Source organism: Micromonospora sp. NPDC005298, assembly GCF_040607375.1.
In the GTDB taxonomy this organism is placed as follows: Bacteria; Actinomycetota; Actinomycetes; order Mycobacteriales; family Micromonosporaceae; genus Micromonospora.
On record NZ_JBEXGP010000001.1, the window covers coordinates 229,737 to 246,968 of the forward strand.

A 17,232-nucleotide genomic window follows, 5' to 3' on the forward strand; every position below is an offset into this window, starting at 1 on the left:
ATGAGCGACGAGGATCTGTGGCGGATGCTGCGCGGCGTCACCGACATGCCGTACGGGGCGGGGCAGATCGCCGCACTGGAACAGCTGCTGCGCCGGGTGGACGCCGCCGACGACAGGCACCTGGCCTTCATCACCCGGATGCAGGCCACCACCAGCTACATCTACGGCGGCGAACCGGCGAAGTCGTTTGTGACCTTCTCCTGGTGTCTGTCCGAGTTCGACAGTGACCCGCAGCCGTACCACCAGCGTCACCTGCACAACCTGCTCTGGCACTTCAAGTACATGGTCTCCGGCCTGCTGAACTTCCCCGAGGTGCCGCTGGACCGCACCTACGCCGTGCTCGACGACATGGAACGCCGTTACCGGGCCGGTGGGCACAGCCTGCAGACCGTCCACAAGCACCGGTTCCGGGTCGCCGACCACGTGGGTGACGCCGACGCCGCCGCGCACTGGTACCGGCTCTGGCAGACCACCCCACGCGACGATCTCTCCGACTGCGCCGGCTGTGATCCGACCAGCCAGGTGGGCTACCTCGCCGACAGCGGGCGGGACGCGGAGGCGGTGGCGCTGGCCGAGCCGGTGCTCGCCGGCCGGCTCACCTGCAACGAGCAGCCGCAGGCGATCCTCACCGCGCTGCTCCTGCCGTACCTGCGCACCGGGCGCGGTGAGTCGGCGCGGGACGCGCACCGGGAGGCGTACCGCCGGCTGCGTGGCAACCTCGCCGACCTGTGGGACATCGGCGACCACATCGAGTTCTGCACGTTGACCGGTAACGAGGCGCGGGCGGTGGAGCTGGTCGAACGGCACCTGGACTGGCTGGACCGCCCGCCGTCACCGGCCGCCGCGATGCACTTCGCGGCGTCGGCCGCCGCCGCGCTGCGCCAGGCGGGCCGGAGCGGTGAGGCGACCGTCTACCGCCGGGCCGCCGAGGGTCGGCCCGCCGGTGGGGTGGCGGCACTCGTGCTCGCCGACGAGCTGACGCGGACCGCGACCGGGCTGGCCGAACGCTTCGACGCCCGCAACGGCACCACCCACCAGTCGGAGTGGATCGCCAGGCGCCTCGCCGTGCGGCCGAACGGCGAGCACCTGCCGCTGTCCGCGAGTGTCCGCCGGCGCGCACCGCGTCCGACCGGGGACGAGCCGACCACGGTGCCGGCCGGTACGCGGCGGCAGGCGGGCACCACCGAGGCGCCCGTGGTGACCGTCCCCGTCGACGCCGGCCCGGACGAGCTGCTGGACCTCGCCGAGCGGAGCTGGGGTCGACACGACCCGGCCACGTTGCGGGCGGCGCTCGCCACCTTCGACGAGCGGTTCGACTCCACCGCCCTGCCTGCGCGTACGGTCGCCCATCGGCTGGCGTTGCGGGCGGCCGAACGTGGCGACGAGGACGACATCCCGGGTGCGATCGAGATGAACCGGGCGGCGCTGGAGCTGTACCGCGAGGCCGGTGAGACGGTGACCGCCCAGGTGGTGGCCGGGCGGCTCGGTGTGCTGCTGACCCGGTCCGACGACGACGCCGACGAAGGGCTGGCGTTGGTCCGGGAGGCCGCCGAGGCGCTGGACCGGGACGGCGACGCCCGTCAGCGGGCCGCCGCCCACGACCGCGTGGCGTTGGCGCTCCTGCACCGGGAACGCTGGTCGGAGGCGCTCGCGGCGCTCGACCGGGTGCCCGCCGACGCCGGTGGCGATCCGCACCTGGCGGCCCGGATCGCGTTGCACCGCGCGCACCTGCTGGAGCAGGTGGAGCGGCCCGACGAGGCCCGCGCCGCCGCCGACGAGTCCCGGCGGATCGGCCGTGAGCTGGGCGTCGGCGAGCTGGTCACGGCGGCCTGCCTGACGTACGCCCGGACGGTGGACGACCCGGCCGAGGCGGTGACCGCCTGCGACGAGGCACTGCGGGTGGCACCGGCGGACGCGGAGTTGCCGGTGCGCGTGTCCCGTGCCCGCGCGCTGCTCTCCGCCGGTCGGGCCACCGAGGCGGTGGACGAGTTCGTCGAGGCGGTGACGCTCTGCGTGGAGCGGGGTGCCGAGGGTGACTCCTTCCTGCGCTGGGAGTTGGCGAACGCGTACCGGATGGTGGGTCGGCTCGCCGAGGCCGCCGAGGTCGCCGAGGAGGCCGTGCTCGGTCTCGACCGGATGGGCGCCCAGGCCGAGGCGGACCGGTGCCGGCACCTGCTGGCCGGCGTCTACGCGGGCCTCGGCGAGATCGACCCGGCGCTGGCCCTGCTGGAGCAGTTGGCCGGCAACCTGGACGGCCCGGACAACCTCCCGTACCGGGCGCAGGTGCTGGAGGAGGCCGGCGGGATCCTGTACGACGCCGACCGGGACGCCGCCGGGGCCGAGCGGTTCGCGGAGGCGGCCACGGCGTACCGGCTCGGTGGTCTGCCGCTCGACGAGCTGCGCGCGCGCCGGCGGGAGGCGTACGCCTGGTTCTGGGCCGACGACCGACCGGCGGCGATCCGTGCCGTCGAGCAGGTGGACGGGTTGGCGGCGACACTTGCCGGGCAGCCGGAGCCGCCGGTGACGTACGAGCTGGCGATGGCCGCCGAGGCGGGCGCGCGGGTGCTGACGGCCGAGGGCCGGCCGGACGAGGCGCTGGCCCGGCTCGTCGGTGTGCCGGACCGGTTACGGTCGATCGAGGCGTTCGGGGAGGCGGCCCAGGTGGAGGTGCTCACCGGTGAGCTGCTGCTGCGACTGGACCGACCTGCCGACGCGGAACCGCTCCTGCGGCGTGTCCTCGCCGGGCTCCCGGCCGACTCGCGGCCGGTCCGCCAGACGGCCTGGCTGCTGGCCCGTGCCCTGGATCTGCTGGACCGGTCCGACGAGGCGGCCGCCCTGCGGACGGAGCACGACATCGACCCGGACGACGACTGAACGGGCCGGAGTGTGCGCGAACCCTCGGTAACCGGCGCCCCATTGTGACCAGCGCGCGGTCTACGCTTGCCCCGTGACGGTGGAGCAGCAGGCACGGGGGGCGGCGGGCGCGGGCCGGCGCCGGTCCCGCAAGGACGAGATCCTGGAGATCGCGGTCGGTCTGTTCGCCGCCCGTGGCTACCACGGTGTGTCGATGGACGACATCGGCGCGGCCGCCGGGGTCACCGGTCCGGCGCTCTACCACCACTTCGCCGGCAAGGAGGCGATGCTGGCCGCCGCGCTGATCCCGGTCAGCGAGGGTTTGCTGGCCGGTGGGCGGGAGCGTTCCGCCGGGCATCCGGACGACCCGCGCGGTGTGCTGGAGTCGCTGATCGACTTCCACGTCGAGTTCGCGCTCGCCAACCCGGCGGTGATCGCCCTGCACCTGCACGAGTTGGACCGCCTGCCGGACGAGCCGCGGCGGCGGATCCGCCGTCTGCAACGGATGTACGTCGAGGAGTGGGTGACTGTGCTCACCGCGCTGCATCCGGGTATGCCCGACGGTGAGGCGCGGGTGCTGGCCCATGCCGCGTTCGGCCTGATGAACTCGACGCCGTTCCTCGGTGGCGAGGTGGACCGGCGACGCCGGGCCGAGTTGCTGCGCGGCGCGACCCTGGCCGCGTTGCTCGCCTGAGTCGACTCGTCACCGGCGTACCGGTCATGGTTTCCTGACTCCGTCCCACCATCCGGACGCCGGGAGGAAAACATGATCGAGTCACTGCTGGTCGCCAATCGGGGCGAGATCGCCCGCCGGATCATCCGTACCGCCAGGCGACTCGGCATCCGCGCGATCGCGGTGTACTCGGAGGCCGACGCCGACCTGCCGTTCGTCGCCGAGGCGGACGAGGCGGTCCTCATCGGCCCACCGAACCCGGCGTTGAGCTACCGCAACACCGAGGCGATCCTCGCCGCCGCGAAGTCGACGGGCGCGCAGGCCATCCACCCCGGGTACGGCTTCCTGTCGGAGAACGCCGAGTTCGCCCGTACCGTCGAGGCGAGCGGCCTGATCTGGGTCGGTCCCGGCGCGGACGCGATCACCGCGATGGGCGACAAGATCAACGCCCGGAACCTGATGGCGGCGGCCGGCGTTCCGGTCGCGCCCGGCACCACCGACCCGGCCGCGGATCTGGACACGGCGGTGACGGCCGCCGCCGGGATCGGCTACCCGGTGATGGTCAAGGCCGCCGCCGGTGGTGGCGGCATGGGCATGGGTGTCGCCGTCGACGAGGCGGCGCTGCGCACCGAGTACGACAAGGTGCGTGCGTTCGCCGAGCGGATGTTCGGCGACGGGTCGGTGCTGATCGAGCGGTACTTCCCCCGGGTGCGCCACGTCGAGGTGCAGATCCTCGGCCTGGCCGACGGCCGGGTGGTGGCGCTCGGCGAGCGGGAGTGCTCGGTGCAGCGGCGCAACCAGAAGCTGGTCGAGGAGTCCCCGTCCCCGGCCGTGTCGCCGGAGCTGCGGGAGCGTTTCCTGGCTGCGGCGGTGCGTGCGGGTGAGGCGGTCGGCTACCGGAACGCGGGCACGGTGGAGTGCCTGCTCGATCCGTCGACGAACGACTTCTTCTTCCTGGAGATGAACACGCGGTTGCAGGTGGAGCACCCGGTGACCGAGTACGTCTACGGCATCGACCTGGTCGAGGAGCAGTTGCGGGTGGCGGCCGGGTTGGCGCCGACGTTCGACCCGGACGCGTTGACCCCGCGTGGGCACGCCCTCGAGATGCGGATCAACGCCGAGGACCCGAAGCGTTTCCTGCCCGGCCCCGGTGTGGTGAAGACCTGGGTGGAGCCGACGGGTGAGGGCGTCCGGGTGGACTCCGGCTACACCGAGGGCAACACGGTCACGCCGTTCTACGACAGCCTGCTGGCCAAGCTGATCATCAGTGGCGCGACCCGCGACGAGGTGCTGGAACGGGCGAAGGCCGCGGTCGCCGCCTTCCAGATCGAGGGCCCGAAGAACAACGTCCCCTTCTTCACCGAGCTGCTGGAGAACGAGGAGTTCCGCTCCGGCGCCTACGACACCGGAATCGTCTCCCGCATGCGCTGACCCCCAACCCCACCCTTGTTGATCAAGAGGTTCGCGTCAGGATCTCGGCCCTGGGTGACGCGAACCTCTTGATCAACCTGGCGGTTGGTGGGGTGGCATGCTGGGAGGACCGCCACAGCACTACGTCACAGTGAGGTGACCCCTTATGACGGACCTGCCGGACTTCGTCTCGATTCGCGAGGTTGGGCCGCGCGACGGGTTGCAGAACGAGGACCCGATCTCGACCGACGCCAAGGTGCGACTGCTCGACGCGCTCTCCGCCACCGGCGTGCGCCGGATCGAGGCGGTGTCGTTCGTGCACCCCAGGGCGATCCCGCAGATGGCCGACGCCGACGAGGTGTGGCAGCGGGCACAGAAGGCCGACGGGGTGCGGTATTCGGCGTTGGTGCCGAACACCCGGGGCGCCCAGCGGGCCCTCGCAGCCGGGTTCACCGAGATCGAGGTGGTGGTGTCGGCCAGTGACACGCACAACCGGCGCAACGTCAACCGCTCGACCGACGAGTCGCTCGACGACATCGCCGAGCTGATCGACCTGCTGCACGGCGCCTCCGCGCGGGTCGAGGTGATCGTGGCGACCAGCTTCGGCTGCCCGTACGAGGGGGACGTCGACCCCGCCCGGGTGGCCGGCATCGTGGACCGGGTGGTCCGCGACGGCGCGGACCGGGTGGCGTTCGGTGACACCACCGGCATGGCGACGCCGCGCCGGGTCCGCGAGCTGGTGGGCGCGGTACGCGACCGCAACGCGCACGTGCCGGTGCTGCTGCACTTCCACAACACCCGGGGCACCGCGCTGGCCAACCTGTTGACCGCCCTGGAGCTGGGGGTGACCGAGTTCGACGCCAGCGTTGGCGGTCTCGGTGGCTGCCCGTACGCGCCAGGCGCGAGCGGCAACCTGGCCACCGAGGAGGCCGTGCACATGCTGCACGACATGGGCATCGACACCGGTGTCGACCTGGCGGCCCTCATCGGGGCGGCGGAGCTGGCCGAGGAGCTGCTCGGCAAGAAGCTGCCGTCGGGTGTGCTGCGGGCCGGTCCGCGTACCCGGCTGACGCCGATGCCGAGCTGAGCGGTTCGGACGCGACGAAGGGGCCGGCGCACGCGCCGGCCCCTTCCACGTGCCAGGTCGATCAGCTCACGGAGGTGAGCATGCTCGGCCAGCTGTCGCGGAAGATGTCCGCGCTGCGGTCGGTGGCGCTGAACGTGCCGGCGAAGAGGCTGCTCACCCGGCTCGCCTCGGCGGAGCTGGGGTACGGGTTGGTGCAGCTGGTGCCGGCGCTGCCGCCGGACATCAGCAGCGAGCAGTTGCCGTTGTAGTTGTCCGGCAGGCCGAGGATGTGCCCGATCTCGTGGGTCATGATCCGCAGCACGCTGTACTGGGCGGCCTGCTGGGTGTCGATGTAGACCCGGCCGTTGCCGAGGCTGGTCCGCTGGGCGTACGAGCCGCCGCCGGTGATCCGGTAGATCCGGAGGTTGGAGCCGCAGTTCGCCGAGAGGGTCAGGTTCACCGTGGCGTTGTTCCAGATCGTGGCGGCCTGGTTGGCGACGCTGGCGTAGCTTCCCGCCTGGCTGGTGTTGTAGCAGATGGTCATGGCGGCGGACGCGGGCGACGGGTTGGCGACCGTGATGCCGAGGGTGGCGAGCGCCGTCGCGAGGAACGCGACCGCGAGCCGCTTGAGTCGTGAGGTCATCGCTGACTCCGATCTGGGAGGGGTGTCAGGAGCCTAACGGTGAGCATCAATACATTTCAATGTTTGAGTGGGGAGCGATCGGGTCGCCGAGTGCCGCGCGGATGCGCTAACCTAACGATCGTTTAGGTCGTACGGCGAGGGGGTCGGCGTGACGCTCGACGGTGAGGCGCTGGAGCAGCTGCGCAAGCGGGCCCGGTCCGGCGGCGCGGACAAGTACCACGCGGCCAACGCGGCCAAGGGCAAGCTGTTCGCCCGCGAGCGGGTCGCGCTCCTGGTCGACGAGGGTTCGTTCGTCGAGGACGGCCTCTACGCGAACGCACTCGCCGACGGACTGCCCGCCGACGGCGTGGTCACCGGCACCGCCACCATCGACGGGCGGCAGGTCTGCCTGATGGCCAACGACTCCACCGTGAAGGCCGGCAGCTGGGGCGCCCGCACCGTCGAGAAGATCATCCGGATCATCGAGCGGGCGTACGGCGCCGGCGTCCCGATGGTCTACCTGGTCGACTCGGCCGGCGCCCGGATCACCGACCAGGTCGACCTCTTTCCCGGCCGACGCGGCGCCGGCAAGATCTTCTGGAACCAGGTCCGCGCGTCCGGCTCCATCCCGCAGGTGTGCGCGCTGTTCGGCCCGAGCGCCGCCGGTGGGGCGTACATCCCGGCGTTCTGCGACGTGGTGGCCCTGGTCGACGGCAACGCCAGCATGTACCTCGGCTCCGACCGCATGGTCGAGATGGTCACCGGCGAGAAGACCACCCTGGAGGCGATGGGCGGCGCGAAGGTCCACACCACCGAATCCGGCGTGGGGCACTTCCTCTGCAAGACCGAGGCCGACGCGCTCGACGTGGTGAGGACCTACCTGTCGTACCTGCCGGCGAACTGGACGCAGCAGCCACCGACCGCCGAGCCCGTCGCCGCGCCCGCGAAGGCCGACCTGGCCGCGCTGGTGCCGGCCAGCGAGCGGCAGGCGTTCGACATGCGGCGGTACGTCAAGGGTCTGCTCGACGAGGGTTCGTTCTTCGAGATCCAGGCGCTGTGGGCCAAGGAGCTGACCATCGGCTTCGGCCGTCTCGACGGTCAGGTCGTCGGCGTGGTCGGCAACAACTCGATGTTCAAGGGCGGTGTGCTCTTCGTCGACTCCGCCGACAAGGCGACCCGGTTCGTGCAGCTCTGCGACGCGTTCAACGTGCCGCTGCTGTTTCTCAGCGACGTACCCGGCTTCATGGTCGGCAGCGCGGTGGAGAAGCAGGGCATCATCCGGCACGGTGCCAAGATGATCACCGCGATCTCCGAGGCGACCGTGCCGAAGATCTGCGTGGTGGTCCGCAAGGCGTACGGGGCGGGCCTCTACGCGATGGCCGGCCCCGGGTTCGAGCCGGACGCCACGATCGCGCTGCCCAGCGCCAAGATCGCGGTGATGGGCGCCGAGGCTGCCGTGAACGCGGTCTACGCCAACAAGATCGCCGCCATCGCGGACGAGGACGAGCGGGCCGCCTTCGTGGCCGCCAAGCGCGCCGAGTACGAGCAGGACATCGACGTCGTCCGGCTCGCCAGCGAGCTGGTGGTGGACGCCATCGTCGAACCACACGACCTGCGCGGCGAGCTGGTCCGTCGGTTCGCCGCCGCGCGTACCAAGGATCGGCACTTCTCCCGGCGCCGGCACGGCGTCACCCCGGTCTGACCCGACCACCAGTCCCGCACCGCCACCGTCGCGGCGCCACAAGCGCCCGACGGCCCCGTCCCTAACAGGAGGATGAGATGGACTTCCGGCTCACCGACGACCAAGCGGCGCTGCGGGAGAGCGTGCGGGACTTCGCGCGTGAGGTGATCGCGCCGGTCATCGCCGAGCACTACGAGCAGCACACCTTCCCGTACGAGGTGATCCGGCAGATGGGCAAGATGGGCCTGTTCGGCCTGCCCTTCGACGAGGAGCACGGCGGCATGGGTGGCGACTACTTCGCGCTCTGCCTGGCCCTGGAGGAGATCGCCCGGGTCGACTCCAGCGTGGCGATCACCCTCGAGGCGGCGGTCTCCCTGGGCGCGATGCCGATCTACCGGTTCGGCACCGAGGAGCAGAAGGCCACCTGGCTGCCGAAGCTGCTCAGCGGCGAGGCGCTCGCCGGTTTCGGGCTCACCGAGCCGGGCACCGGCTCGGACGCGGCCGGCACCCAGACGCGGGCGGTGCTGGACGGCGACGAGTGGGTGATCAACGGATCGAAGGCGTTCATCACCAACTCGGGCACCGACATCACGGCCATGGTCACCGTCACCGCGGTCACCGGTACGAACCCGGACGGCTCGAAGGAGCTGTCGACCATCATCGTGCCCACCGGCACGCCCGGCTTCACCGTGGCGCCCGGCTACTCGAAGGTCGGCTGGACCGCCTCGGACACCCACGAGCTGACGTTCGACGACTGCCGGGTGCCGGCGGCCAACCTGCTCGGAAAGCGGGGTCGGGGGTTCGCCCAGTTCCTGCGGATCCTCGACGAGGGCCGGATCGCCATCGCCGCGCTGGCCGTCGGCCTCGCCCAGGGCTGCGTCGACGAGTCGATCAAGTACGCGAAGGAGCGGCAGGCCTTCGGTCGGCCGATCGGCGCCAACCAGGCGATCCAGTTCAAGATCGCGGACATGGAGCTGAAGGCGCACACCGCACGGCTGGCCTACTACGACGCCGCCGCGCGGATGCTGGCCGGTGAGCCGTTCAAGCGGCAGGCCGCGATCGCCAAGCTGCACGCCAGCACCATCGCCGTGGACAACGCCCGGGAGGCCACCCAGATCCACGGCGGCTACGGCTTCATGAACGAGTACCCGGTCGCCCGCTTCTGGCGGGACTCCAAGATCCTGGAGATCGGTGAGGGCACCAGCGAGGTGCAGCGCATGATCATCGCGCGCGACCTGGGCCTCTGAGCGGACCGAACGGACCGGACCCCGGTCCCGCACCGCGTCGCCCGGGACGGCTCCACCAGCCGACCCGGGCCGGGCTACCCGTTCGGCTGTCGGGTTTCGGCGAGTGGACGTCGGCAGCCCGACGTTCGACTGCCGATGGTCGGAGTCGATCCGTACTCTTCCTGCCCATGACTCCGGATCATGACGGGTCACGGGGCCCGACCGGTCGTGCCGGGCTGCCGGAGCTGCTCCGCGCCCACCGTCGGGCCGCCGGCCTGACCCAGGCCGAACTCGCGACCCTGGCCGGCGTGGGCGTACGGACGGTGCGTGACCTGGAGCGCGGTCGGTCCGTCCGACCGCAGCGCACCACAGTCGGCCTGCTCGCCGAGGCGCTGGAGCTGACCGGCGCGACCCGGGCGGCGTTCATGGCCGCCGCCCGCGGCCCCGCCAGGGGTGAGTCGTCCCCGCCGGTCGAATCTCCGACGTCGCCGCCGGTCGCCCCGTCGTCCGCCCGGCCCCCCGGCCCGGATCCACCCGTCGCCCTCCCGCCGCCGGTCGCGCTGATCGGTCGGGACCGGGACGTCACCGAGCTGGCCGGCATGCTGACCACCGAACCGGGTGACCGGCTGGTGAGCCTGGTCGGGTTGACCGGTGTCGGCAAGACGGCGTTGGCGCTGTCCGTGGCGCACGCGGCCGCCGGGGCGTACCCGGGTGGCGTGGCCGGGGTGCTGATCGGTGAGGGCTCGGACGGCCCGGACGTGCTCGCCGCCTCGATGGCGGTCCTCGGTGCCGCCCGGCTGCCGGAACTCGCCGCGCGGCTCGCCGGACGACCGACGCTGCTGGTGATGGACGCGGTCGAGCGCGCTCCCGGCCCGGTGGCCGAGACGCTGCACCGGCTGATCGGCGTGCTGCCCTCCCTGCGGGTGCTGGTGACCGGTCGGCACCCCGTCGGGCTGCCCGGCGAGCGGGTCTGGCCGGTCGCGCCGCTCGACGTGCCGCCGCCCGACGCCGATGTGGCCGGGTCGGCCGCGCTCGGGGCGTGGCCGGCGGTCGTCCTGTTCACCGCCCGACTCGCCCAGGTACGGCGGGAGCCGCCCACGGCCGACGAGTTGCCGGCGCTCGCGGCCCTGGTCCGCCGGTTGGGCGGACTGCCGCTGGCCATCGAGTTGATGGCCGCCCGGGGTCGGGTCCTCAACCTCACCGAACTCCTCGACCGGTACGGCGACCGGGTGCTCGACCTGGCCACCGCGGACGCGCCGGCCCATCCCGGCTGGGACGGACCGGAAGCGGCAGGTGGTCGGCCGGCCGGCGCCGAGGTCACCCGTACGGCGGTTGCGGGCACTCTGCGGGACGCGGTGGCGACGAGCTACCGCCTGCTCGCTCCGGACGAACGGGCGGCGCTACGGCGGCTCGCCATGTTCGGCAACCGGTGGTCGGTCGAGCAGGCCGAGGAGATGCTCGCCGACGAGGCCGACCGGGACGGCACGGTGGCGGTCGATCCCCTGCCGGTGTTGCACCGGCTCGTCGAGTTGGGCCTGTTGAGCGTGCGGGGCACCGGGTCGTTCCGGTTCCGGCTGCTGGACGCGGTCCGCGACTTCGCCGTCGAGCGGGCGGCCGGGGCCGGTGAGTTGAGCTGTCTGCGTCGCCGGCACGCCGAGGTGGTCGCCCGACTGGTGGCGCGGACGGCCACGGACCTGGCCGGCCCCCGGCTGCCCGAGGCGATACACCGGTTGGACGAGGTGAGCAGCGACATCAGTTCGGCGTTGTCCCACGCGGCGGCGGACGATCCGTTGACCGCGCTCGGCATGGCGGCCTGCCTGACCCGGTGGTGGCGTTTTCGCGGGCGGGACGTCACCGGTCGGCAGTGGCTGCGGCGGCTGCTGGCGGACCCGAGGACCGCCCACGCCGATCCCGTCCTGCGGGCCTGGGCGACCCTGGGCGTGGCCCGGCTCGCCGCCGAGCACGGCGCCGGCGCCGACGAGTTGCCGACCGCGCGGACCGCCTTGGACATGTTCCGGCAGGCGGGCGACGTGACCGGGGAGTTGGAGGCGCGCACGGTGCTCGGCGCGCTGCTGGTCACCGTCGGGAGTCACGACGAGGCCCGGGAGCAGGCCGAGGCGACGCTGCGGCTGGCGGCCCGCCACGGGCGTACCCGGGACCTGGCGGTAGCCCAGAACAGTCTCGCCTGGCACGAGATCCGGGTGGGTGACCTGCCAGCGGCGCGCCGCCGGCTGGCAGCCGTGGACCGGCTCGCCGCCGAGGGTGGTGAGCAGCGGCTGCGGGTGCTGGCCCGGGCGAACCGCGCTGAGGTCGCCCGCCTGGAGGGCCGGTACGCCGATGCCGTGGACCAGGGGCGGCGCGCGGCGATCGCGTTGTCCGAGCTGGGTGACCCGAGGCATCGCCGGCGGGTGCTCGGCACGGTCGGCCTGGCGCTGGCGCAGGACGGTCGTGCGGAGGCGACCGAGGTGCTCGCCGAGTTGCGTGCGGGGGCGGGGGTGCCGGCGGGCCGGCCGCCAGGTCCGCCGCGGCCACGTTCGGACGACGCGGTGCTCTCCGACAGTGGCCCGGAGGTGGGGATGTGCGCGTTGATCGAGGGAAATCTGGCGCTGCACCGGGGTGAGCGCGAGCTGGCCGCGGAGTGGTTCGCGGCCGCCGCCGAGGCCGGTCGTGACCGGCGGGACGTGGTGGAGGCGTTGGTGGGGTTGGCGGCGAGCACCGGGGACCCGGCGGTCCTGGATCGGCTCGACCGGGCCTGCCGGGAGACCGGCGTCCACCTGTTGCCGCAGGAGTCGGGGTTGCTCTACGCCTTGACCGCCAGTCGGGGCGGGCCGGCAGGGCGGTAGGCGCGGCACCCGACGAGCCGGGCCGGTGGTGGAGTGGCGCGGGCGAAAAGCCCCCTTGTGCTACCCCTCGCTGTTCGCCCGCGCCGTCACCCCCCGGTGGATCCCCGGTGTTCGAAGCCTGCCACCGCACCCCGTACGGAAGGCGCGTTTCGTGTCCTTTGCCCGGTTGGCAAGGTCAGTTCTGCCGGTCTTTCTGCCGGTGGGTGTCGGCGTTTCCCGACCGGTGTGCCGGCCGTGCCCATCAGGACCCGGTGGCGGCCTCGTGCTCCGGGACGGCGTCGGTGCTGCCGGCGGTGGCGCACGGATGCACGGCGTCACGGACCCGACGCAGGCCGTCGAGGAGGCCGGCCAGCGCCTTCGGATCGAGCTGACCGGTGAACCACTGCTCGATCATCTGCAGGTGCCCCGGTAGCGTCTCGTCCAGTTGCTGCATGCCCTTCGGGGTCACCACCGCGTACGAGCTGCGGCGGTCGTTCGGGCAGGCCCTGCGGGTGAGCAGCCCGTCGCGTTCCATCCGGTCCACCACCCTGGTCACCCCACTGGTGGACAGCGACGTCTGCGCGGCGAGATCGGTCATCCTGAGCTGGTTGCCCGGCGAGCGGGCCAGTCGGGTGATGACCTCGAACTCGACCGCGGAGAAGCCGTGCTCCTCCAGTTGTGCGGTGAACCGGGCCGACAGCCCGGCGTGCACCTCGAAGAGGAGGCCGACGGCGGTGATCCGGGGATCGTCGAAGACGTTGTTCACTCGTTCATCCTACCAGTGCTTGACACGGGGAATGTTGTTGCCGCTATAGTTGCTGAGGCAGTCGTTGGGCTACTAAACAATTCTCCCTGGAGGACAGCAGCATGACCAGCAGCACCGATGCGGTTACCCGCGACTGGGACGGCCTCACCATCCCGGCGGCCGGCACCTACGTGCTCGACGCTGCCCACAAGCGGGTCGGCTTCGTCGCCCGCCACATGATGGTGAGCAAGGTCCGCGGTGAGTTCAACGAGGCCACCGCCACCATCACGATCGCCGAGGACCCGCTGCAGTCGTCCGTCGTCGCGACCATCCAGGCCGCCAGCATCGACACCACCCAGGGCGACCGGGACGCGCACCTGCGCAGCCCCGAGTTCCTGGACGCCGACAAGTACCCGACGCTGGAGTACCGCAGCACCGGGGTCAAGTCCCGCAACGGCAACGAGTTCGTGCTCACCGGTGAGCTGACCATCAAGGACGTCACCCGTCCGGTCGAGCTCCAGGTCGAGTTCGAGGGCGTCGGCCGCAGCCCGTTCGGCCAGGACATCTTCGGCTTCTCCGCGACGACCGAGATCGACCGCGAGGAGTTCGGCCTGACCTGGAACGTCACCCTGGAGACCGGTGGCGTCCTGGTCGGCAAGAAGATCAAGATTGAGATCGAGGGCGAGGCCGTCCGCCAGGCCTGATCCTCGGATCACCGGCACGCTCCGGGCCCGCGTCGTACGTCGGCGCGGGCCCGCCGTCGTCCTCACCGCCTGGGTGTGAATTGTCACGAGTTGTTCGCGCCGCCACCGGATCGGTCCCACCGTTGACGGGGTACAGGTGGCAGCACGAACGCGCTCGCTCCGGACGGCGTCGGATCATCGCCGCCGTCCTCTGGCCCCGGCCAGGCGAGCGCTCTTACCGTGGATGGTTCACAATGCGCTTTCCGGGACGGCAGAATCCCGACCGCGCCGGCCGTCGGGAGGACACATGGGCAGGGACGTCTCGCAGGGCGCCTTCACCCGGGAGGATCGCGTCCGCTACCGGCACAAGGTCCGGCGGTGCCTGGACGTCTTCGCCCTGATGCTCGACGACTTCGGGTTCGACGCCGACCGGCCGATGACCGGCCTGGAGATCGAACTCAACCTCGTCGACTCGGCCGCCGAGCCGGCGATGCGCAACGAGGAGATCCTCGCCGACATCGCCGACCCGCTCTTCCAGACCGAGCTGGGGCAGTTCAACCTGGAACTCAACGCGGAGCCCCGACTGATCGAGGGCACCGGGTTCGCCGACTACGAACACGACCTGAGCAGCAGCCTCGCCCGCGCCGACGAACGCGCCGCCAGGTCCGACGCGAAGATCGTCCTGGTCGGCATCCTGCCCACCCTCACCGAGGGGCACCTGGTCGAGGACAACCTGTCCACCAACGAGCGCTACCGGGTGCTCAACGACCAGATCGTCGGCGCCCGCGGCGAGGACATCGAGCTGGACATCCGAGGCGTCGAACAACTGCGGACGCACACCGACTCGATCGCCCCCGAGGCCGCCTGCACCAGCCTCCAGTTTCACCTCCAGGTCGCGCCGGACAGCTTCGCCGACTACTGGAACGCCTCCCAGGCCATCGCCGGGGTGCAGGTGGCGGTCGGGGCGAACTCTCCCTTCCTGTACGGCCGCCAGCTCTGGGCCGAGACCCGGATCGCCCTGTTCGAGCAGGCCACCGACACCCGGCCGGACGAGCTCAAGGCCCAGGGGGTACGCCCCCGGGTGTGGTTCGGTGAACGATGGATCACCTCGATATTCGACCTCTTCGAGGAGAACGTCCGTTACTTCCCGCCGCTCCTGCCGATCTGCGAGGACGAGGACCCGGTGGAGGTCCTGCACGCCGGCGGTGTGCCCCAGCTCGGTGAACTGCGACTGCACAACGGCACGGTCTACCGGTGGAACCGCCCGGTCTACGACATCATGAACGGCCGCCCGCACCTGCGGGTGGAGAACCGCGTGCTGCCGGCCGGCCCGACTGTGGTGGACATGCTGGCGAACGCGGCCTTCTACTTCGGCCTGGCCCGTGGCCTCGCCGAGGCGGACCGGCCGATCTGGAGCCAGCTCACCTTCAGCTCCGCCGAGGAGAACTTCCATGCCGCCGCCCGGCGTGGCCTGGACGCCGTCCTGCACTGGCCCCACCTCGGCGACGTGCCGGTCACCAAGCTCGTGCTTGACGAGTTGCTGCCCACCGCCGCCACCGGACTGGACGGATTCGGGGTCACCGCGGCGCAGCGGGACCGGCTGCTCGGCATCATCGAGCAGCGCTGCCGTACCGGCCGCAACGGCGCGGTCTGGCAGACCGAGGCGGTCTGGGCGGCCGAGCGGCACCTGGGCATGGACCGGCCCGCCGCGCTGCACCACATGGTCCAGCGCTACGCCGAACTCCAACGCACGAACGAACCAGTCCACACCTGGCCCGTCTCCTGACCCCACCCCTGCCCGCCCTCGCGCGGTCCATGGAGTTGCGGCGCCCATGAGTCCGATATGACCCCACAACCTGCTCACCATCACTTCATGATCGACTGCGGTGGCGAGGGCGCGGTTCAGCTTGTCGGGGGGTTGGTGGGTCTGCGGGAGCGGCGGTTGCCCGGGGCTGGTTCCTGGGATGCCGTGTCGGACCGGGCCGGGAGGTCCGGCTCCGTTCGTGGTGCCGGCACCCGGGGCGCGGCGGTCTCGTCGCCGGGCCGGGGGCGTGCCGCTGTCCGGTCGGTTCGGCTGCGCCGCGGCGCAGCATCGGTCGACGTGCCGGAGGTCGACGAACCGGTTCCGCCTGCGGAGGTCGAGGTCCGGCCGGCGGCGGCCAACGCCGGGCCGGGCTGAGCGGCCGGGCCGGGCTCGGCGGCGGAGCCGGATCGAGCGGCCGAGCCAGGCTGAGCGACGGAGCCGGGCTCGGCGGCGGAGCCGGATCGAGCGGCCGGGTCGGGCTGAGCCGCCGGGTCGGGTTCCGTGCTCGGGACGGGCTGGGCTGTCGGTTCGGGCGGTGTGCCGGTGTCTCGCGTACCCGGGCTGGCGGCTCGGTGTCGCTCGGCGCGTTCGCCGAGGACAGCGGCGAGCACCGAGCCACCGATGCCGGCGATCACGGCGTACGGGGCGACGAGCTGAGTGGACAGCTGCTCCGGGCCCAGGGTCGACCAGCGCGGCACGGTGCTCAGGTACGCGAGGGCGACGAGCAGCGGACCGGCCGCCCCCGACGCCGTCGCGCTGACCCGATGCCCCGGCGAGCGGGTGGCTCGCCGCGCGGCCAGCGCCCCGATCACGAGTGCGGGGACGAGAGCAAGCAGCGCACCGGGCCAGTAGAGCTGGTCTCCGATCCAGTACCGGCTGTGATCCGGGTCGAGTTGCCAGGTGCCGAGTTGCGCGCCGACCAGGCCGCGTCCGACGCGTACCCCGTCGATCACCGACACCACGGCGAGCAGCCACAGCCAGGCGGCCGTCGCGGTCACGTTCACCGCGGCGGCACGGGAGCGCAGAGCCCAGAGTGCGACGAGTACGCCGATGACGATTCCCAGCGCCGTGTGTACGGCGGCGACGCGTTGCGGCGCTGCCGTGTCGGCGCCCACCGCCACCCGCGCGGGTACGGCGACGAGGAGCACGGTGACCAGCCCACCGAGCCCGGCGCCCAGGGCGATGGCCACCCGTCCCAGCAGACCACCGTGTTCACCGGGTGCGGCTCCGGTGCGTACCGGTCGACGGTCCACGGTGGTCGGGGCCGTCGCTGCGGCCGGAGTTCCGGTGTCGGATGCCGCGGGCTCCGGACCGTGGGGTCCGTCCGTTGCCGCCGGAGTGTGGACGGCGGGCGTCGGGGCCGGCCGCTGGTGCAGCCGCTGCGCGCAGACCGCGCCGAGGACCGTCGAGCTGGCGGCCAGCCAGGTCGCCCAGGCGAGGCCGTCCGCCCAGGCTGTGTCGGCGGCGCCGGCGTCGGTGGGCGTCCAGGTGATGACGCCGAGGCCGTAGCCGAAGCCCAGTTGTGCGGCACCCGCTCCGGCAGCGACCCCGATCGCCGTCGCGATCGATACTCCCCAGCCCCGTCTGGCCATGCCGGGCAGCGTAACGTCCCGTCGACGACGCGGCGAGTCGCGATGACGCGCCGGC

The 17,232-nt window shown here is 72.2% G+C and carries 12 protein-coding genes; 9 read left to right on the forward strand and 3 right to left on the reverse strand.

Features of this window, described 5'->3' with window-relative positions; translation table 11 throughout:
* The 4 genes from ABZS77_RS01145 to ABZS77_RS01160 all read left to right on the forward strand — a co-directional run bounded on the left by ABZS77_RS01145 (position 1) and on the right by ABZS77_RS01160 (position 6,023).
* On the forward strand, positions 1–2,874 hold the full coding sequence (locus ABZS77_RS01145) for a hypothetical protein (protein ID WP_354815249.1): 2,874 nt from the start codon (positions 1–3) through the stop codon (positions 2,872–2,874).
* Between the two features lie 73 nt (positions 2,875–2,947).
* A complete protein-coding gene (locus tag ABZS77_RS01150; protein ID WP_203173488.1) occupies positions 2,948–3,547 on the forward strand; it encodes a TetR/AcrR family transcriptional regulator in 600 nt (199 codons plus the stop codon).
* A 72-nt stretch (positions 3,548–3,619) separates the two neighbouring features.
* On the forward strand, positions 3,620–4,957 hold the full coding sequence (locus tag ABZS77_RS01155; RefSeq protein ID WP_354815252.1) for a biotin carboxylase N-terminal domain-containing protein: 1,338 nt from the start codon (positions 3,620–3,622) through the stop codon (positions 4,955–4,957).
* Positions 4,958–5,102: 145 nt separating this feature from the next.
* Positions 5,103–6,023: a hydroxymethylglutaryl-CoA lyase gene (locus ABZS77_RS01160; RefSeq protein WP_354815255.1), complete on the forward strand. Its 921-nt coding sequence runs from the start codon at positions 5,103–5,105 to the stop codon at positions 6,021–6,023.
* A 61-nt stretch (positions 6,024–6,084) separates the two neighbouring features.
* Here the strand turns inward: ABZS77_RS01160 and ABZS77_RS01165 are convergent, their stop codons facing one another.
* Positions 6,085–6,645, reverse strand: coding sequence for a snapalysin family zinc-dependent metalloprotease (locus ABZS77_RS01165; protein ID WP_354815258.1), 561 nt, complete (start codon positions 6,643–6,645; stop codon positions 6,085–6,087).
* 148 nt (positions 6,646–6,793) lie between these two features.
* Between ABZS77_RS01165 and ABZS77_RS01170 the strand changes: the two genes are divergently transcribed.
* The 3 genes from ABZS77_RS01170 to ABZS77_RS01180 all read left to right on the forward strand — a co-directional run bounded on the left by ABZS77_RS01170 (position 6,794) and on the right by ABZS77_RS01180 (position 12,374).
* On the forward strand, positions 6,794–8,326 hold the full coding sequence (locus tag ABZS77_RS01170) for an acyl-CoA carboxylase subunit beta (RefSeq protein ID WP_354815261.1): 1,533 nt from the start codon (positions 6,794–6,796) through the stop codon (positions 8,324–8,326).
* Between the two features lie 77 nt (positions 8,327–8,403).
* The gene (locus ABZS77_RS01175; RefSeq protein ID WP_354815264.1) at positions 8,404–9,552 is read left to right on the forward strand and encodes an acyl-CoA dehydrogenase family protein; all 1,149 of its coding nucleotides are present in this window, start codon (positions 8,404–8,406) and stop codon (positions 9,550–9,552) included.
* A gap of 167 nt (positions 9,553–9,719) precedes the next feature.
* Positions 9,720–12,374: a helix-turn-helix domain-containing protein gene (locus ABZS77_RS01180; RefSeq protein WP_354815267.1), complete on the forward strand. Its 2,655-nt coding sequence runs from the start codon at positions 9,720–9,722 to the stop codon at positions 12,372–12,374.
* 241 nt (positions 12,375–12,615) lie between these two features.
* Here ABZS77_RS01180 and ABZS77_RS01185 read toward each other — a convergent pair whose 3' ends face one another.
* Entirely contained in the window at positions 12,616–13,119 is a 504-nt protein-coding gene (locus ABZS77_RS01185; protein ID WP_354815270.1) for a MarR family transcriptional regulator, read from the reverse strand.
* Between the two features lie 101 nt (positions 13,120–13,220).
* Here ABZS77_RS01185 and ABZS77_RS01190 point away from each other — a divergent pair, with 101 nt between their 5' ends.
* Both ABZS77_RS01190 and ABZS77_RS01195 read left to right on the forward strand, forming a co-directional pair.
* Positions 13,221–13,802: a YceI family protein gene (locus tag ABZS77_RS01190; protein ID WP_354815273.1), complete on the forward strand. Its 582-nt coding sequence runs from the start codon at positions 13,221–13,223 to the stop codon at positions 13,800–13,802.
* A gap of 286 nt (positions 13,803–14,088) precedes the next feature.
* Positions 14,089–15,567 carry a glutamate--cysteine ligase gene (locus ABZS77_RS01195; RefSeq protein ID WP_354815276.1) on the forward strand — a complete coding sequence of 493 codons (1,479 nt, stop codon included), beginning with the start codon at positions 14,089–14,091 and terminating at the stop codon, positions 15,565–15,567.
* Positions 15,568–15,683: 116 nt separating this feature from the next.
* Here the strand turns inward: ABZS77_RS01195 and ABZS77_RS01200 are convergent, their stop codons facing one another.
* Positions 15,684–17,177, reverse strand: a complete 1,494-nt coding sequence (locus ABZS77_RS01200; RefSeq protein ID WP_354815279.1) for a hypothetical protein — start codon at positions 17,175–17,177, stop codon at positions 15,684–15,686.
* Positions 17,178–17,232: the final 55 nt, after the last annotated feature.